This is a genomic window from Cellulomonas sp. JZ18 (genome assembly GCF_009720485.1).
GTDB lineage: Bacteria > Actinomycetota > Actinomycetes > Actinomycetales > Cellulomonadaceae > Cellulomonas.
In genome coordinates, this window is sequence record NZ_CP045245.1 from 535934 (window position 1) to 550735 (window position 14802).

The 14802-nt window shown below is 75.9% G+C and carries 13 protein-coding genes; 7 read left to right on the forward strand and 6 right to left on the reverse strand.

The window, feature by feature from the left end; genetic code table 11:
- Positions 1-95: 95 nt before the first annotated feature.
- Positions 96-1475 carry a rhamnulokinase family protein gene (locus GC089_RS02415; RefSeq protein ID WP_370514057.1) on the forward strand — a complete coding sequence of 460 codons (1380 nt, stop codon included), beginning with the start codon at positions 96-98 and terminating at the stop codon, positions 1473-1475.
- Positions 1476-1619: 144 nt separating this feature from the next.
- Positions 1620-2555 (forward strand): GGDEF domain-containing protein, encoded by a 936-nt coding sequence (locus tag GC089_RS02420; protein WP_196250790.1) that lies wholly within the window; start codon positions 1620-1622, stop codon positions 2553-2555.
- A gap of 226 nt (positions 2556-2781) precedes the next feature.
- On the opposite strand, the gene GC089_RS02425 is transcribed toward GC089_RS02420, so the two are convergent.
- A complete protein-coding gene (locus tag GC089_RS02425) occupies positions 2782-4116 on the reverse strand; it encodes a leucine-rich repeat domain-containing protein (protein WP_155376331.1) in 1335 nt (444 codons plus the stop codon).
- 563 nt (positions 4117-4679) lie between these two features.
- Positions 4680-5465 carry an ATP-binding cassette domain-containing protein gene (locus tag GC089_RS02430; RefSeq protein ID WP_155376332.1) on the reverse strand — a complete coding sequence of 262 codons (786 nt, stop codon included), beginning with the start codon at positions 5463-5465 and terminating at the stop codon, positions 4680-4682.
- A 171-nt stretch (positions 5466-5636) separates the two neighbouring features.
- On the opposite strand from GC089_RS02430, the gene GC089_RS02435 reads away from it, so the two are divergent.
- The gene (locus GC089_RS02435) at positions 5637-5963 is read left to right on the forward strand and encodes a helix-turn-helix transcriptional regulator (protein WP_155376333.1); all 327 of its coding nucleotides are present in this window, start codon (positions 5637-5639) and stop codon (positions 5961-5963) included.
- Positions 5960-6433, forward strand: coding sequence for an SRPBCC family protein (locus GC089_RS02440; RefSeq protein ID WP_155376334.1), 474 nt, complete (start codon positions 5960-5962; stop codon positions 6431-6433). Before GC089_RS02435 ends, GC089_RS02440 begins: the two co-directional genes overlap by 4 nt.
- A gap of 111 nt (positions 6434-6544) precedes the next feature.
- Here GC089_RS02440 and GC089_RS02445 read toward each other — a convergent pair whose 3' ends face one another.
- From GC089_RS02445 to GC089_RS02455, 3 genes are all read right to left on the reverse strand, one after another.
- Positions 6545-7831 (reverse strand): ice-binding family protein, encoded by a 1287-nt coding sequence (locus GC089_RS02445; RefSeq protein WP_230685008.1) that lies wholly within the window; start codon positions 7829-7831, stop codon positions 6545-6547.
- 114 nt (positions 7832-7945) lie between these two features.
- Complete coding sequence (locus GC089_RS02450) at positions 7946-8569, reverse strand: hypothetical protein (RefSeq protein WP_155376336.1); 624 nt, start codon at positions 8567-8569, stop codon at positions 7946-7948.
- A 163-nt stretch (positions 8570-8732) separates the two neighbouring features.
- Positions 8733-9728: an AEC family transporter gene (locus GC089_RS02455; protein ID WP_155376337.1), complete on the reverse strand. Its 996-nt coding sequence runs from the start codon at positions 9726-9728 to the stop codon at positions 8733-8735.
- Between the two features lie 175 nt (positions 9729-9903).
- On the opposite strand from GC089_RS02455, the gene GC089_RS02460 reads away from it, so the two are divergent.
- Genes GC089_RS02460 through GC089_RS02470 form a run of 3 tightly spaced genes read left to right on the forward strand, consistent with a single transcriptional unit; the run spans position 9904 to position 14054 of the window.
- Positions 9904-10698: a 3-ketoacyl-ACP reductase gene (locus GC089_RS02460; RefSeq protein ID WP_155376338.1), complete on the forward strand. Its 795-nt coding sequence runs from the start codon at positions 9904-9906 to the stop codon at positions 10696-10698.
- 25 nt (positions 10699-10723) lie between these two features.
- Positions 10724-12883, forward strand: a complete 2160-nt coding sequence (locus tag GC089_RS02465; protein WP_155376339.1) for an FAD-binding protein — start codon at positions 10724-10726, stop codon at positions 12881-12883.
- Positions 12861-14054: an SGNH/GDSL hydrolase family protein gene (locus GC089_RS02470; protein WP_230685009.1), complete on the forward strand. Its 1194-nt coding sequence runs from the start codon at positions 12861-12863 to the stop codon at positions 14052-14054. The genes GC089_RS02465 and GC089_RS02470 overlap by 23 nt, the downstream gene beginning before the upstream one ends.
- Positions 14055-14067: 13 nt before the next feature.
- Here the strand turns inward: GC089_RS02470 and GC089_RS02475 are convergent, their stop codons facing one another.
- Complete coding sequence (locus GC089_RS02475; RefSeq protein WP_155376340.1) at positions 14068-14580, reverse strand: septum formation family protein; 513 nt, start codon at positions 14578-14580, stop codon at positions 14068-14070.
- Between the last annotated feature and the right edge of the window lie 222 nt (positions 14581-14802).

A 14802-nucleotide genomic window follows, 5' to 3' on the forward strand; every position in this document is an offset into this window, starting at 1 on the left:
AGCGGACGCGTCATCGTCGGGCGCGTCCACGTGGGGGCGACGGGCCGCGCGTCGACCTGCACGAGGTCAACCGGTTCCCGAACGGGCCGGTCCCGGTGCCCGGGGCGGACGGGCGGACGACCCTGCACTGGGACGTCCTCGCCCTGTGGCGCGGGGTGCTCGACGGCCTGCGCGCCGCGACGCGCGAGGCGGGGCCGCTCGCGGGCGTCGGCATCGACTCGTGGGCCGTCGACCACGGCCTGCTCGACGCCGACGGCGCCCTGCTCGGCAACCCCGTGCACTACCGGGACGCGCGCACCGACGGCGTGCCCGAGCGGGTGTTCCGGACCGTCCCGGCGGACGAGCTGTACGCCCGCACCGGCCTGCAGGTGCAGCCGTTCAACACGGTGTTCCAGCTGGTCGCGGCGCAGGGGACGGCGCAGCTCGACGCCGCCCGGCGCCTGCTGCTCGTCCCCGACCTGCTCGGCGCGTGGCTGACGGGCGAGCAGGTCGCCGAGGTCACCAACGCGTCCACCACCGGGCTGCTCGACGCGACCACGCGCACCTGGGCGACCGACGTCGCCGCACGCCTCGGCGTCGACGCGGGCCTGCTGCCGCCGCTGCGCGACGCGGGCGAGCTGCTGGGCCACGTCCACCCGGACCTCGCCGAGCAGATCGGCCACCGGGCGCCGCTGCCGGTGTGGACCGTCGGGTCGCACGACACCGCCTCGGCGGTCGTCGCGGTGCCCGCCACGGGGGAGGACTTCGCGTACGTGTCGTGCGGCACGTGGTCGCTCGTCGGCCTCGAGCTGCCCGCGCCGGTGCTCACCGAGGCGTCGCGGACCGCGAACTTCACCAACGAGGCCGGCGTCGACGGCACGGTCCGGTACCTGAAGAACGTCATGGGCCTGTGGGTGCTCTCCGAGACCCTGCGCACGTGGCACGAGGCCGGCCTGCCCGCCGAGCTGCCCGACCTGCTCGCGGCCGCCGCCCAGGTGCCGGGCCTGACCACGGTCGTCGACGTCGACGCCCCCGAGTTCCTGCCGCCCGGCGACATGCCCGCGCGCATCGCCGCCGCCGCGGCCCGCACCGGGCAGACCCCGCCGCAGTCCCAGGCGGAGACGGTCCGGTGCGTCCTCGACTCGTTGGCGCTCGCCTACCGCCGGGCCGTGCGGCAGGCGGTCGCGCTGTCCGGGCGGGACGTGTCGGTGGTGCACCTCGTCGGCGGCGGTGTGCGCAACACGCTGCTGTGCCGGCTCACCGCGGACGCGACGGGCCTGCCCGTCGTCGCCGGTCCCGTGGAGGGTGCCGCGCTCGGCAACGTGCTCGTCCAGGCGCGTGCCGCCGGGGTGCTCTCCGGGTCGCTCGCGGACCTGCGCGCCGTGGGCGCCCGGGGCGTCGACCTGGTCCGGTACGAGCCGGACCCGGCGGCGGCGGCCCGGTGGGACGCGGCGGAGCGGCGCCTGTGGGTCGTGCGCGCGTCGGTCACCGTCTGACGGCGGGTCGCCGCGCCGACGGGTGACGCCGTCCGTCGTCCGTGGTGTCGCACGACGGTCGGGTCCGTGAAATCTGCGCCAACGGCGGACGACGAACGGACGACCCGGACCAAACGCCGCCGGCGGGTGCGGATCATGGCGTCCGTGCCGACCGCCACCCCCTCCCTGCCGGTTCGTGCGCCCGCCCCCTCGCGTCTCGGCGAGGTCGCGGCGCCCGTCCAGGTCGTCTCCGCCCTCGACGTGATGAGCGACGTCGAGATCCTGTTCCGCGCCCCCCAGCGCACGTGCGTGGTGGTGCACGACCGCGAGTCCGGACGTGTCGGGCTGCTGACGCGGCACCGCTACACGGAGGTGATGACGGGTCGGCTCGGGTACGGGCGCGCGGTGATGACGCGCCGCGAGGTCGGCCACGCCGCGGACTGGGAGCCGCTCGTGCTCGACCCCTCGACGAGCGTCGTCGACGCCGCCCGTGCCGCGATGGCGCGGGACGCGTCCGTGCGCCACGACGACGTGCTCGTCCCGGGCTCGTCGTGGTCCGCGGCGTCCACCGCCGACCTCGTCCAGGCGCTCACCGGCGCGCTCACCGACCGCGCCGCACGCGACCCGCTGACCGGGGTGCTGTCGCGCACGCACCTGCTCGCGACCGTCGCGCGGTGGGCGGAGGACGCGGTGGCCGGCACCCGCCGGCGGCTGCTGCTCGTGGGGCTGGACGTCGACGGCATGACGGACCTCAACGCGTCCGCGGGCTTCGCCGCCGGGGACGACGCGCTGCGCACCCTCGCGGCCCGCCTGCTCGGCGCGGTGCCCGAGGGCGGTGTCGTCGGCCGTCTCGACGGCGACGCGTTCGGCGTGCTCGTGCTGCTGCCGGCCGTCTACGACGACCGCGCGGCGGAGCTCGCGACGACGCTGCGGGACCGGCTGGCCGGGGCCTGCGCCGGTGGTCCGGTGCGGGTGCGGGCCACCACGTCGACGTCGCTCGCCGGGTGGGCCGACCCGAACCTGCTGCTCATGGAGGTCGAGCGCGGCCTGCGCTCGGCCCCGCGCGGTCCCCGCGACCTCCCCTCCCGCGACCGCCCCTGACGCCCCACCCCTCCCGCCCCACCCCTCCCGCCCCACCCCTCCCGCCCCGCGCGTCCCCCGGCCACCCCCACCCCCTCGCCGAGTTCGGTGGTTCTGTGCCGAGCTCGGCAGCTCCAGGTCGCGAAGTCGGCACGAAACTGCCGAACTCGGCGAGCGGTGGGGTGGGTGGGGTGCCCGGCGGGGTGGGGTCGGGGCGGCGGGGGAGGGGCAGGTCGGGGCGGGTGGGTCAGGCGAGGCCGCCGACGTGGACGCCTGCTGCGCGGAGCTCTGGGATGCCCGGGGTCGCCGGGTCCAGGCCCTCGACGTCGACGCCCAGCAGGGACGGCATGCGCAGCAGCGGGCGCAGGTCGGTGACGGGGTTCTCGCCGAGCCACAGCTCGTCGACCGCGGGCAGGTCGGCGAGCGTGGCCGCGTCGGCGACGCGGTTGCCGCGCACGTTCAGCATGGTCAGCGCGGGCAGGGCGGCGAGCGGCGACGGGTCGACGACCTGCGCGCGGGAGAGGTCCAGACGGGTCAGGCCGGTGGCCGCGGCGAGCGGCGCGACGTCGGAGACCCGGGTGCCGGACAGGTCCAGCTCGACGACGCCGCTGCCGGCGAGCGGGCCCACGTCCGCCAGCGGCGTGCGGGCCAGGCCGAGGAACCGCAGCGTCGGGACGGACGCGAGCGGCGTGACGTCGTGCACCGCGGTGCCGGACAGGCCGAGGTCGACGAGGACCGGCAGGCCGGCGAGCGGGCCGAGGTCCGCGACCGGGGTGTCCGTCAGCGTCAGCGTGCCGAGCTTCTCGAGCCCGGCGAGCGGCGCGAGGTCCGTCACCGCCTGCCCGGCCAGGTCGAGCCCGGCGAGGTTGCCGAGCCGCTCCAGGCCGGTCAGGTCGCGCACGCAGCGGTCGGGGTCGACGTCGCACCCGCCACCGGCCCCGCCGGACGCCTCCGGGACGAACGCCCCGGGGCACTCGAGGGTGCGCACGTCGGCGAGGGCCCGCTCGGACACGGAGGCGTCGGGGTCGGCCCCCAGCGCGGTGGCCACGCACGCCCGCAGGGCGGCGTCGGGCACGACGTCCGCGAGGGCCTCGCGCGGCGCCGCCCGCCAGGCCGCCGTCCCGGCGACGGCGAGGACGAGCACGACGATGCCGGAGCACCAGGCGACCGCCGTGCGCCGCGCGTACCGCCGCCGGCCGGCCGGCCCCTGCGCGAGCACCCGGGCGGGCAGCCAGTCCGGCAGGAGCACGCGGACGCGCACCGCGACGACGAGCGCGACGACGGCCGCGACCCCCGCGACCAGCGCGCAGAGCAGGAGGTCCCACGGGACCGCGGACGCCGGCGGCACGTCGTAGCGGACGAGCACGACGAGGTCGACGGCCGCGCGCGCCAGCAGCTGGAGCGCCGTGAGCGCGGCGGACGCGGCGACCACGACCGCCGCCGCGAGCACCGGTCCGCGTCGCCGCCGGAGCGCGCCGGTCGCCGCGAGCGCCGCCGCCACCCCGAGGGCTGCCAGTCCCAGCGGTGCCCAGGCCCCCACGGAGACGACCGCCGTCCGCGGCGACAGCAGGGCCAGCCGCACGTCCCCGAACCCCCGGGCGCCGCGAGCAGGACGCCGGCCGCCGCCAGCGCGAGGCCGGCGGCGAGGACGCCGCCGAGCACCGGGTTCTGGCGGCTGCGTCCGGCGGGCCCCTCGACCGGTCCCTCCACCGGCCCCTCGACCGGCCGCTCCACCGGCCCCTCGACCAGCCGCGCGCGGCCCGCCCAGGTCGCGGTCAGCGGCACCAGCCCGAGCAGGACGAGGAGCGCAGCGACCGTGCCGGCCCCCGTCGTCACCCAGGGCGCGGCCGCTGCCGCACCGCCCAGGGCGGCCAGCACCGCGCCCGTCGTCGTCGCCCGTGGTGCCCGCACGTCGCCCTCCTCCCGGACGGCGCCCGCCGACCCGGCGGAAGGCTACGGCTGCCGCCGGGCCGGCCGGGCGCGATCGGCGTGGCGGTCCCGTGCAGGCCTCGTCCCGACCGTGCGGGGGATCCGCACAGGCGTCCGCGGCGGCGCGAGGCGTGCGGCGCGTGCGCAGCGCGAGGTGTGCGTCGCGTCCGCCGGAGCGGGCGGGCCGGGCGCGTCCGCCGGTGAGCCCGCGGCGCGTCAGTCCGCGAGCACCCGCCCGCCCGCGACGGCCTCCGGCAGCGCCTCGACGAGCGCACGCGTGTCCGGGTGCTGCGGGTCGCGCAGCAGCTGCCGCAGCGGCGCGGACTCGACGAGCCGGCCGTCGGCGAGCACGTGCACGGTGTCGGTGAGCCGGTCGAGCAGGCGCACGTCGTGCGACGCGACGAGCAGGCCGATGCCGTCCTCGCGCACGAGCGCGCGGATGTCGGCGGCGACCTCCTCCCGCATCGCCTGGTCGACGGCGGTCAGCGGCTCGTCGAGCAGCAGCAGGTCCGGCTTGGCGGCCAGGGCCCGCGCGATCGCGACGCGCTGGCGCTCGCCGCCGGACAGCGAGCGGACCGTGCGCGTGACGAAGCGGATGGGCAGCCCGACCACGCCGAGCGCGGCCTCGACGTCGTGGTTGGTCGACCGCCCGGCCTTGCGCGCCTCGCCGAACGCGTCCTCCAGCGTCCGCTCGACCGTGCGCTGCGGGTCGATGCCCGCCAGGCCGTTCTGGTGGACGGTCCGCAGCCGCGCCTTGACGAGCTTGCGCTGGCGCAGCGGCGGCTTCGACACGTCGACGCCGTCCAGCGTCACGCGCCCGGCCCCGGGCCGCATGTGCCCGCCGAGGATCTCGACGAGGGTGGACTTGCCGACGCCCGAGCGTCCGAGCAGACCCACGGCGTCCCCGGTGCGCAGCGTGAGGTGGATGCCGTCGAGGACGGCGGGTCCGCCGTAGCCCGCGCGGACGTCGATGGCGGTCAGGACTGCCCGGGTGCTGCTCATCTCACTGCTCTCGTCGTCGCGTCCGGCCCGAGGGCCGCTCCCTGCCCCTCAACGTACGACGGTGCCGCCGGGATCCCGGCATCGGCGGCGCACCCGCGGACCGGACGAGGGGGGCGGTGGTGCGCTGGACGGGGCTTCACATGTGACCATCCGGTCACGTATTGTCGTGGTGTGACGGCGCAGGACGACGACAAGGTCTTCAAGGCCCTCGCCGACCCGACCCGTCGCAGCCTGCTGGACCGCCTCTTCGAGGAGGACGGCCGGACCCTCACGGAGCTCGAGAGCGTGCTGCCGATGAGCCGGTTCGGTGTCGCCAAGCACCTGCGCGTCCTCGAGGAGGCCGGCCTGGTCGTCACGCGTCGCTCCGGACGGGAGAAGCTGCACCACCTCAACCCGGTCCCGATCCGGGCCCTGCACGACCGGTGGATCGGGAAGTACACGGAACGGCACGTCTCCGCGCTGCTCGACCTGAAGGACCGACTGGAGGAGGGGTCATGACGACGACGTCGACCGAGCACGACAGCGCCGCCGCACAGGTGTACCGGATCGTCATCCGGGCGACGCCGGAGGCGGTCTGGGACGCGATCACGCGGCCGGAGTTCACGGCGCGCTACTTCTACGGCGCGCGGGTCGAGACCACCGCGGAGGTCGGGACGCCCTTCCGCTACCGCTCGCCGGACGGTGCGCAGCTGTGGGGCGACGAGACGGTGCTCGAGTCCGACCCGCCGAGGCGGCTGGTCGTGGGGTGGCGCTCGCTGTTCGACCCGGCGGTGGCGGACGAGCCCGCGAGCCGCGTCACGTGGGAGGTCGAGGACCAGGGCGACGGCGTGAGCCTCCTGACGGTCACGCACGACCGGCTCGAGCGCTCGCCGGGCACGGCCGCCGGTGTGGCGGGCGTCGGCTGGACGACCGTGCTCAGCGGGCTGAAGTCGGTGCTCGAGACGGGGCGCGGCCTGCGCGAGCCGTGACGGCCGTTCCGGGGGCCGGCTGCGGGTGCCCCGGCCCCCTCGGTGGCCGCGTCCCGTCCGCCGGCCCCCGTGGCCGCCCGCGGTCGGTGCGGCCACGGGTGCGGCCGCGGGTCAGGGCGCCGCGATCGTCGCGGCCCGCAGCAGCACCGCGCCCTGCGTGGACACCACGCGTCCGGCCACGGTCGCGCGCACGAGCGAGACGTCCCCGTTCGCGAGCACCACGCCGCGCACGTACGCGCCCTCCGAGACCGTGACCGTGGACGTGCCGAGGAACAGGACGCGGTCCGCCGACGCCCCGTTGACGAGCACGACCGACGACCCCGCCGTGAACGTCACCGAGGTCCCGGTGATCACGAACACCGCGCTCGCGTCGCCGCGCGCGTCGAGCGTGAGCGTGCCGGTCACGTGGACCGGGCCGTTGCGGTGCGCGACCCCCGGTGGCAGCGTGCCGGTCACCGTCGTGGACGCGGCCCGGGTGGCCGCGCGGGCCCGTGTGGTGTCGTACAGCGCGAGGGCGTCGGCGCGGGCGTTGCGGGCCGTGGCGGTGTTGCGCTCGACGGACCCGGTGATGTCCCAGCTCCAGAAGCCGGAGACGGTGGTGCCGGGCGAGACGCCGACGCTGCCGACGACCGAGCTGCCGATGCCGTAGGGCGCCTCGTTCGCCACGCGCGTCGCCGCGAGGAGCGCGAACGACGCCACGCGCCCGAGCGCGAGCGTCGGCCACGTGCCGACCCGGAACGTGTTCCCCGCCGTCGCGGTGCGCGCCGTGAAGCCCGCCCACACGGGCTCGCGCCCGGCGAGGACCGTCCCGCCGGCCGTCACCGCGAGCGCGGCGGCCAGGAAGGTGCGGCGACCCAGCGCGGGCGCGGGCGGGCCCGCACCGGCGCCGGGGGACGGCGTCGGTGCGTCCTCGTCCTCGCGGCGCGGCCACGACCAGACCCGCACCGCGACGGCGGCCAGCGTGAGGGCGACCCAGGCGGCGACCCACGCGAGCTCACCCGTGCGCAGCCACACGCTCGGCAGGCCGACCCACCGGACGAGCAGCCGGGCCTGACCGGTGATGTCCTCGCGCGAGAGGGTGCTCGAGTCCACGTCGTGGTTCGCGTCGCCCGCGGTGACCCACTCGCCCTGCTCCTCGGCGGGGGCCACGATGCGGTGCAGCACGGTGCGCTCGCCACCGCCGGGGGCCGCCGTGCGGAACTGCACGACGCCCCCCAGGGGAACGGGCGAGTCCGCCGGCAGCGCGGTGGACAGCACGACGTCGCCCGGGTTCACGTGCGGGCGCATGGACCCGGTCTGCACGACCGAGCCCTGCCACCCGAGCGCGAGCGGCACGACGGCGATCGCGGTGAGAGCCAGGACGAGGACGAGGTAGCACTCGGCCACCGTCCCGAGCACGAGCGCCGGCCAGCCGTCACGACGCGACCACCCGCGGCGCGTCGGGGACGCGCTCGCGGGTGGTGCGGGGGAGTGCCGGTCGCGGGGGCGCGCGGTCGACGTCCCCACCCGGCGTCAGGGGGTCGCCGGGTCGTTGCTCTGCAGCTCCCACACGAGGTCCACGGAGACCTGCGAGCCCTGCAGGGAGTCGACCTGCTGCTGCGTCATGCCGGTCGTGTCGAACCGCCACGTGCCGCGGTACGTCGTGGACTCGCCGGGGGTGCCCTGCGTGGTCCAGCTCGCGCCGCCGGTCGCGTAGGAGTTCCACTGCGTGCCGAGGACGGACAGCGGGTGCGTCGGCGTCGAGACCTGCGGGGTGAAGCCGGCGCAGGACTCGAAGCTCCCGCCCGTGCCGCGCTCGACCTGCAGGAAGATGCGGTCCTGCAGACCCGCGCCGGAGGCGGAGAGGTTCTGCACGTACGCGCGGACCTCACCGGGCACGGTCGCGCCGGAGGTCACGACGATGCAGCGCTCGCCGCTCTGGCCGGGCACGACGTTGGTGACGGTGAAGCCGGCGCGGCCCTGGTCGTCGTCGGTCAGGGTGACCTGGCCGGTGCTCCAGGCGTTGCCCGCGTTGCGGGTGGTGGCGGTGAAGGCGGCGGTCGAGCTCTGCCAGACGAGCGCGCCGGCGGCGAGGACCGCGACGGGCGCGGCGGCGAGAGCGACGGCGCGGCGGACGCCGCGGGACGGTGCTGCCATGGTGATGGTGGTCTCCCCCTGCTGGGGCCGCGCGCGGATCGGCGGCCCTCTGTCGACGGAGAATGTACGTAACGCATCCGTTTCACTGCAACGTATCAGTAACGGATAAACCGGGCACGAGCGGGTGAAGTCCGTTCCCTGCCGGTCGGTCCGGTGCGTCCGATCAGCCGAGCGTTGCGGCGACGATCAGCAGCACCGGCACGCACAGCACGGTCGTGACGAGTCCGGCGTCCCGCGCGAGGGCCTCGCCGTGCCGGTACTGCATCGCGTAGACGAGGACGTTCTGCGCCGTCGGGAGCGCCGCCATCGCCGTCACGGCGAGCAGCGCGTGGGCGGGCAGCCCGAGCGCGGAGCCCAGCGCCCAGGCGGCCACCGGGTGGGCGACGCTGCGCAGCGTGACCGCGAGCGCGAGGTCCGGCCGCGGGGCGGACGTGCCGGCGGTGCGCGGGACCGCCAGCTGCATGCCGAACGCGAGCAGCGCGAGCGGCGCCGCCGCGGCGCCGACCAGGCGGAACGGCTCGAACACGACCTCGGGCAGGCGCCACGGGAGCGCGGCGAGGACGAGCCCGGCGAGCGTGCCGAGGATGATCGGGTTCGTCAGCGTGCGCCGCACGACCGCGCGCGCCCGCAGGGCCCAGGGGACGACGGCGGCGGCCTCCCGACCACCGGCGCGACCCCCGCCGGTGTCGTCGGCTCCCTCGTCGACCCGCTGCGCGGCGGCCGCGCCGTCGAGCACGGTGAACGCGACGGGGGCCAGCACGAGCAGCTGGAACAGCAGCGTCGGCACGACCGCGACCGGGTCGTCCAGCAGGTACACCGACAGCGGCAGCCCGATGTTGCCGGCGTTGACGTAGGACGAGGCGAGAGTGCCGACCGTGACGTCGGCGGCGCCGCGGCGCAGCGCGAGCCGCAGCACGAGCGCCGCCGTCAGGGCGACGAGCACCGTGGAGCCCCACGTGACGGCGGCCGTCCGGGACAGCAGGAGGCGCAGGTCGGCGTGCGCGAGGGTCCCCAGCAGCAGGGCCGGCGTGGCGACGGCGAAGACGACGCGCGCGAGCACGGGCGCGGCGCGCTCCCCGAGGACGCGGTACCGGCCGAGCGCCCAGCCGAGCGCGACGACGGCGCCCATGGTGCCGAGGGCGGTGAGCACGGCCCCCATCAGCGCGCACCTGTCGTCCGTCGTCCCACGGTCCCGATCCTCGCACGGCCCGACGGCACCGGAAAGCGCTTGCCTCCGTGAGGCCCACCGTGACACCATCACCCTGTCGCCGACGACGGCGACCCGGTCGTGCGCCTCGCGCGGCGGCCGCGTGCTCGCACGAGGGAAGGCAACGATGCCCGCAGTCGCACTGGTCACCGGAGGCAACCGCGGGATCGGCCTCGGCATCAGCCGCCGTCTCGTCGCCGACGGGTTCGCCGTCTCGATCCTCGCGACGCGCGAGGAGCCGACGGACGTCCTCGACGAGCTGCGCGCGGCGGCCGGCGACCCGTCCCTCGTCCGGTACGTGCGCGGCTCCGTCGCCGACCTCGACGACCACCGCCGCTACGTGGACGACGCCGTCGGCGCCTGGGGGCGGCTGGACCTGCTGGTCAACAACGCCGGCGTCGCCCCGAGCGTGCGTGCGGACCTGCTGGAGGCGACCCCCGAGTCGTTCGACCGCGTGCTCGGCATCAACCTGCGCGGCCCGTACTTCCTCACGCAGGAGTTCGCGCGCCGCGTCATCGAGCTGCGCGGCCCGCTCGACGCGCTGCCCGAGCCGCCCGCCGGCCCCGTCGCGACCGTCGTCAACGTCTCGTCCATCTCCGCGACCACGGTGTCGACCAACCGCGGCGACTACTGCATCTCCAAGGCGGGCGTCGGCATGGCGACGCAGCTGTGGGCGGCCCGCCTCGGCCCCGAGGGGGTCGTCGTCTACGAGGTGCGCCCGGGCGTCATCGCCACCGACATGACGGCCGGCGTCACCGGCAAGTACGACGCCCTCATCGAGCAGGGCCTCGCGCCCGTGAACCGCTGGGGCCGCCCGGCGGACGTCGCCGGTGCCGTGGCGGTCCTCGCGTCCGGGCAGACGCCGTACTCGACGGGCGAGGTCTTCCACGTCGACGGCGGCATGCACATCCCGGTCCTCTGACCCGCACCACGGAATCGAGAGCGCCATGAGCACCGAGCCCCGTACCGAGCCCCGTACCGAGGCCCTGCACCACGAGCCCGAGACGCTGCGCATCGGCGGCCACGACGTCCCGGTCGTCACGGCGACGACCGTGGTCGTCGGCACCGGGTCGGCCGGCTACTGCGCCGCGGCGCGGCTGGTCCAGTTCGGGCACGACGACGTCGTCATGGTCGCGGACAAGATCCACGCCGGCGCGTCCCGCAACGCGGGCTCCGACAAGCAGACGTACTACAAGCTCACGCTGTCCGGCGGCGACGGCGACTCGGTGCGCGAGATGGCCGAGACGCTGTTCAGCGGCGGCGCGATGGACGGCGACAACGCGCTCGCGGAGGCGGCGCTGTCCGCCCGCGGGTTCCTGCACCTCGTCGACCTCGGCGTGCCGTTCCCGCAGAACCGGTTCGGGGAGTTCATCGGCTACAAGACCGACCACGACCCGCGTCGCCGCGCGACGTCGGTGGGGCCGTACACGAGCCGGTCGATGGTGGAGCACCTGGAGAAGAAGGTGCAGCGCGACGGCACGCGCGTGTTCGACGGGTGCCGCGTCGTCGACGTCGTCACGGCCACGGACCCCGACGGCACGCGCCGCGTCGCCGGTCTGCTCGTGCTGCGCACCGACGTCCCGCACGACGGCGCCGCGAGCCCGTGGCTGCTGTTCCGCTGCACCAACCTCGTCTACGCCACGGGCGGGCCGGCGGGCATGTACGCGACGCGCGTCTTCCCCAACGGGCAGTGGGGTGCGTCCGGTGCGGCGTACCGGGCGGGCGTGCACGGCAAGAACCTCACCGAGTGGCAGTTCGGGCTCGCGTCGATCAAGCCGCGCTGGAACGTGTCCGGCACGTACATGCAGGTGATCCCGCGGTTCGTCTCGACCGACCAGGACGGCGGCGACGAGCGCGAGTTCCTCACCGAGGCGATCCCCGACTACGGGCGCCTGATGTCGCTGGTGTTCCTCAAGGGCTACCAGTGGCCGTTCGACATCCGGAAGGCCCGCGACGGGTCGAGCCTGGTCGACCTGCTCGTCTACCGCGAGACGGTGCTGCGCGGGCGGCGCGTGTTCCTCGACTTCCGCCGCAACCCGGTGCGCGAGGACTTCGACCCGACCGCGCTCAGCCCGGAGGCGTTCGCCTACCTGGAGAAGGCCGGCGTGCTCTTCGGCACCCCGATCCAGCGGCTGCGGCGCATGAACGAGCCCGCGTACCAGTTCTACCTGGACAAGAACCCGTACGTGGACCTCGAGCGGGAGATGCTCGAGGTCGACGTGTGCGCGCAGCACAACAACGGCGGGCTCGTCGTCGACGCGTGGTGGCAGTCGAACGTCGCCGGGTTCTTCCCCGTCGGCGAGGCGGGCGGCGCGCACGGCGTCTACCGCCCCGGCGGTGCGGCCCTCAACAGCGGTCAGGTCGGTGCGACGCGCGCCGCCCAGTTCATCGCGGCGCGTCGTGACGAGAAGCCGCTGCCCGAGGCGGAGTTCGCCGAGGTCGCGGCACCGGTGCTCGGCGCGGCCCTCGACCTGACCGCACGCGCCACGGGACGGGCCGCGGCGGGCGTGCCGGACAACACCGGCGACCTGCTGAAGGACGTCCAGGTGCTCATGAGCGCCAAGGCCGGGCCGGTCCGGTCCGCCGCCTCCATCCAGGAGGCGCTGGTGCAGGTGCACGACTGGCTCACGCGGTACGACGACCTCGTCACCGCCGACGGCACCTCGCGGCGCTCGGTCAACCGCACGTTCCTCGTCCGCGACATCCTCACCAGCGCCTACGTGTACCTGTCCGCGATGGCGGACTACGTCGCGCACGGCGGGCGCTCGCGCGGGTCGGTGCTGTACTCCGACGCGTCCGGCGAGCTGCCGCGCACCGGGTACGGGCCGGACGCCGACACGGAGCTCGACCTGCCGGACGTCTTCCGGTTCGCGCTCGACGGCGGCGTGCTCGACGACGTCGTGCAGGAGACCGCGTGGCTGGCGCCGGGGGAGGCGGCGGTGCCGGACGACGGCGGCCCAGGCTGGGCGCCCGTCGTGCCGCGTGCCGTCGACGACCCCGCCGGCACCCCGGTGTTCCGGTGGCGTCCCCGCCGCCCGATCCCGGAGGACGACGACTTCTTCGAGAACGTGTGGCGGGAGTTCCGTGAGCACGGCAACGTCCACTGACGTCCACCGGGTCCCGCTGCCCGACGCGCGCGTCGAGGTGCGCGGGGCGGCCTGGCTCGAGGAGACGGACGACGGCGTCGTGCCCCACCGGCTGCCGGCGTGGACGTGGGCGCAGTTCCCCGACGACGTCGTGGCGATGTGCGACGAGCAGCCGTCGGGCGTCCGGCTGCGCCTGCGGACGGCCGCGCGCCGCCTCGTGCTGCACGTGCGCACGTGGCGCGTCGCGACGCTCCCGCACGCGGAGCCGGCGCCCGCGGAGCGGTTCGAGGTGCTCGTCGGCGGCCGCGTCGTCGCGTCGGCCGTGTGCGAGGCGTCGGGCCTCCTGACGTTCGACCCGAGCACCGCGACGACGTCGCTCGGTGCGGCGCCCGCAGGGACTGTGGCGTGCACGCTGCCGGACGCGGGCGGGGTGCCCGCCGACATCGAGGTGTGGCTGCCGTACCGCGAGCGCGTCGCCCTCGTCGCCGTCGAGGCCGACGCCCCGGTCCTGCCGCCCGCACCCGTCGACGCGCCCCGCTGGGTGCACCACGGCTCGTCGATCAGCCACGGCGCGAACGCCGACGCGCCGACCGGCACCTGGCCGGCGGTCGCCGCCCGCAGCGCCGGGGTCGACCTCGTCAACCTGGGCCTGTCCGGCAACGCCGTGCTCGACCCGTTCGTCGCCCGCGCCATCCGGGACCAGCCCGCCGACGTGATCAGCCTCAAGCTCGGCATCAACGTCGTGAACCACGACCTCATGCGCCGGCGCGCGTTCGTCCCGGCCGTGCACGGGTTCCTCGACACGGTGCGCGAGGGTCACCCGACGACGCCGCTCGTCGTGGTCTCGCCGGTCCTGTGCCCCCTCGTCGAGGACGCGCCGGGGCCGACGTCGATCGACCCCGACGCGCCCGTGACGACGTTCCGCACCGCCGGGCGGGCCGAGGAGGTGGCCGAGGGCAAGCTCTCGCTGCGCGTGATCCGTGCCGAGCTCGCGGCGCTCGTGGCCGCACGGCGCGCCGCGGGCGACACCGCGCTGACGTACGTCGACGGGCGCGAGCTCTACGGCGACGCGGACGCCGCCGAGCTGCCGATGGCCGACCTGCTGCACCCGGACGCCGCGGCGCAGCAGCGCATGGGCGAGCGCTTCGCGCGGGTGCTGGCCGCCGTGCAGCAGGCGGTGCCCGCCCGCTGACGGCGGCGCGACGTCAGATGCCGGCGCCCTTCAGCGTGCCCGTCACGCCGCCCTCCTGCTGCACGACCAGGCACTGCACCACGTCGTCCCCCTGGTCGAAGCTGAGCTCCGACGGCACGAGGTAGCTGTAGTACAGGGCCGACTCGTCGTAGGTCATGCCGACGAACGTCGTGAACTGCTCGAGGCAGAACGCGTCCGCGAGGGTCTCGACCGTCGGGAGCTGGTCCTCGGTGATCGTCATCTCGGCGTAGATCTCCGAGTCGTGCGGCTCGCTGCACGGCACCGTCGGCAGCGACGAGATCTCGTCGGCGTCCGACTGGTCCATGTAGTTGAGGCAGTCGCCGACCTGGAGCGTGAAGACGTCGGCCTCCGCCGACGCGGTGATCTCGCCGCCCGGCTCGTCGCGCTGCGCCGGCGGCGGGTTCTCGCCGAGGACGGCGTCGAGGACCGTGCCACACCCCGACAGCGAGAGGGCGGCGACGACGGCGGTCAGGGGGAGCAGGGCACGGCGGTGGTTCGCGTTCACCGGTCGAGTGAACCAGCAGGTCACGGGCGTTCCACCGCGATCCGGACGCGCGTCCGGGTGAAGTCGTGCGCGCACCGTGTGCCGTGCGTCACGAGGGGGCGCGCTGCTAGCGTGGACGCCGGCGTGACACGACGCCGACCGAGCTGACCAGGAGTGCCGCACCCGTATCCGGGTCCCCGTGCCCCCGCAGGAGCGGGTGCGCGGTCAGCTTCGTCGTGCGCG

Bases quoted from the DNA above. Each gene is read 5' to 3' on its own strand.
- GC089_RS02430 (WP_155376332.1), bottom strand. From the start codon at position 5,465: ATGAGCAGCACCCGGGCAGTCCTGACCGCCATCGACGTCCGCGCGGGC.
- GC089_RS02450 (WP_155376336.1), bottom strand. From the start codon at position 8,569: ATGGCAGCACCGTCCCGCGGCGTCCGCCGCGCCGTCGCTCTCGCCGCC.
- GC089_RS02460 (WP_155376338.1), top strand. From the start codon at position 9,904: ATGCCCGCAGTCGCACTGGTCACCGGAGGCAACCGCGGGATCGGCCTC.
- GC089_RS02455 (WP_155376337.1), bottom strand. From the start codon at position 9,728: ATGGGGGCCGTGCTCACCGCCCTCGGCACCATGGGCGCCGTCGTCGCG.
- GC089_RS02440 (WP_155376334.1), top strand. From the start codon at position 5,960: ATGACGACGACGTCGACCGAGCACGACAGCGCCGCCGCACAGGTGTAC.
- GC089_RS02465 (WP_155376339.1), top strand. From the start codon at position 10,724: ATGAGCACCGAGCCCCGTACCGAGCCCCGTACCGAGGCCCTGCACCAC.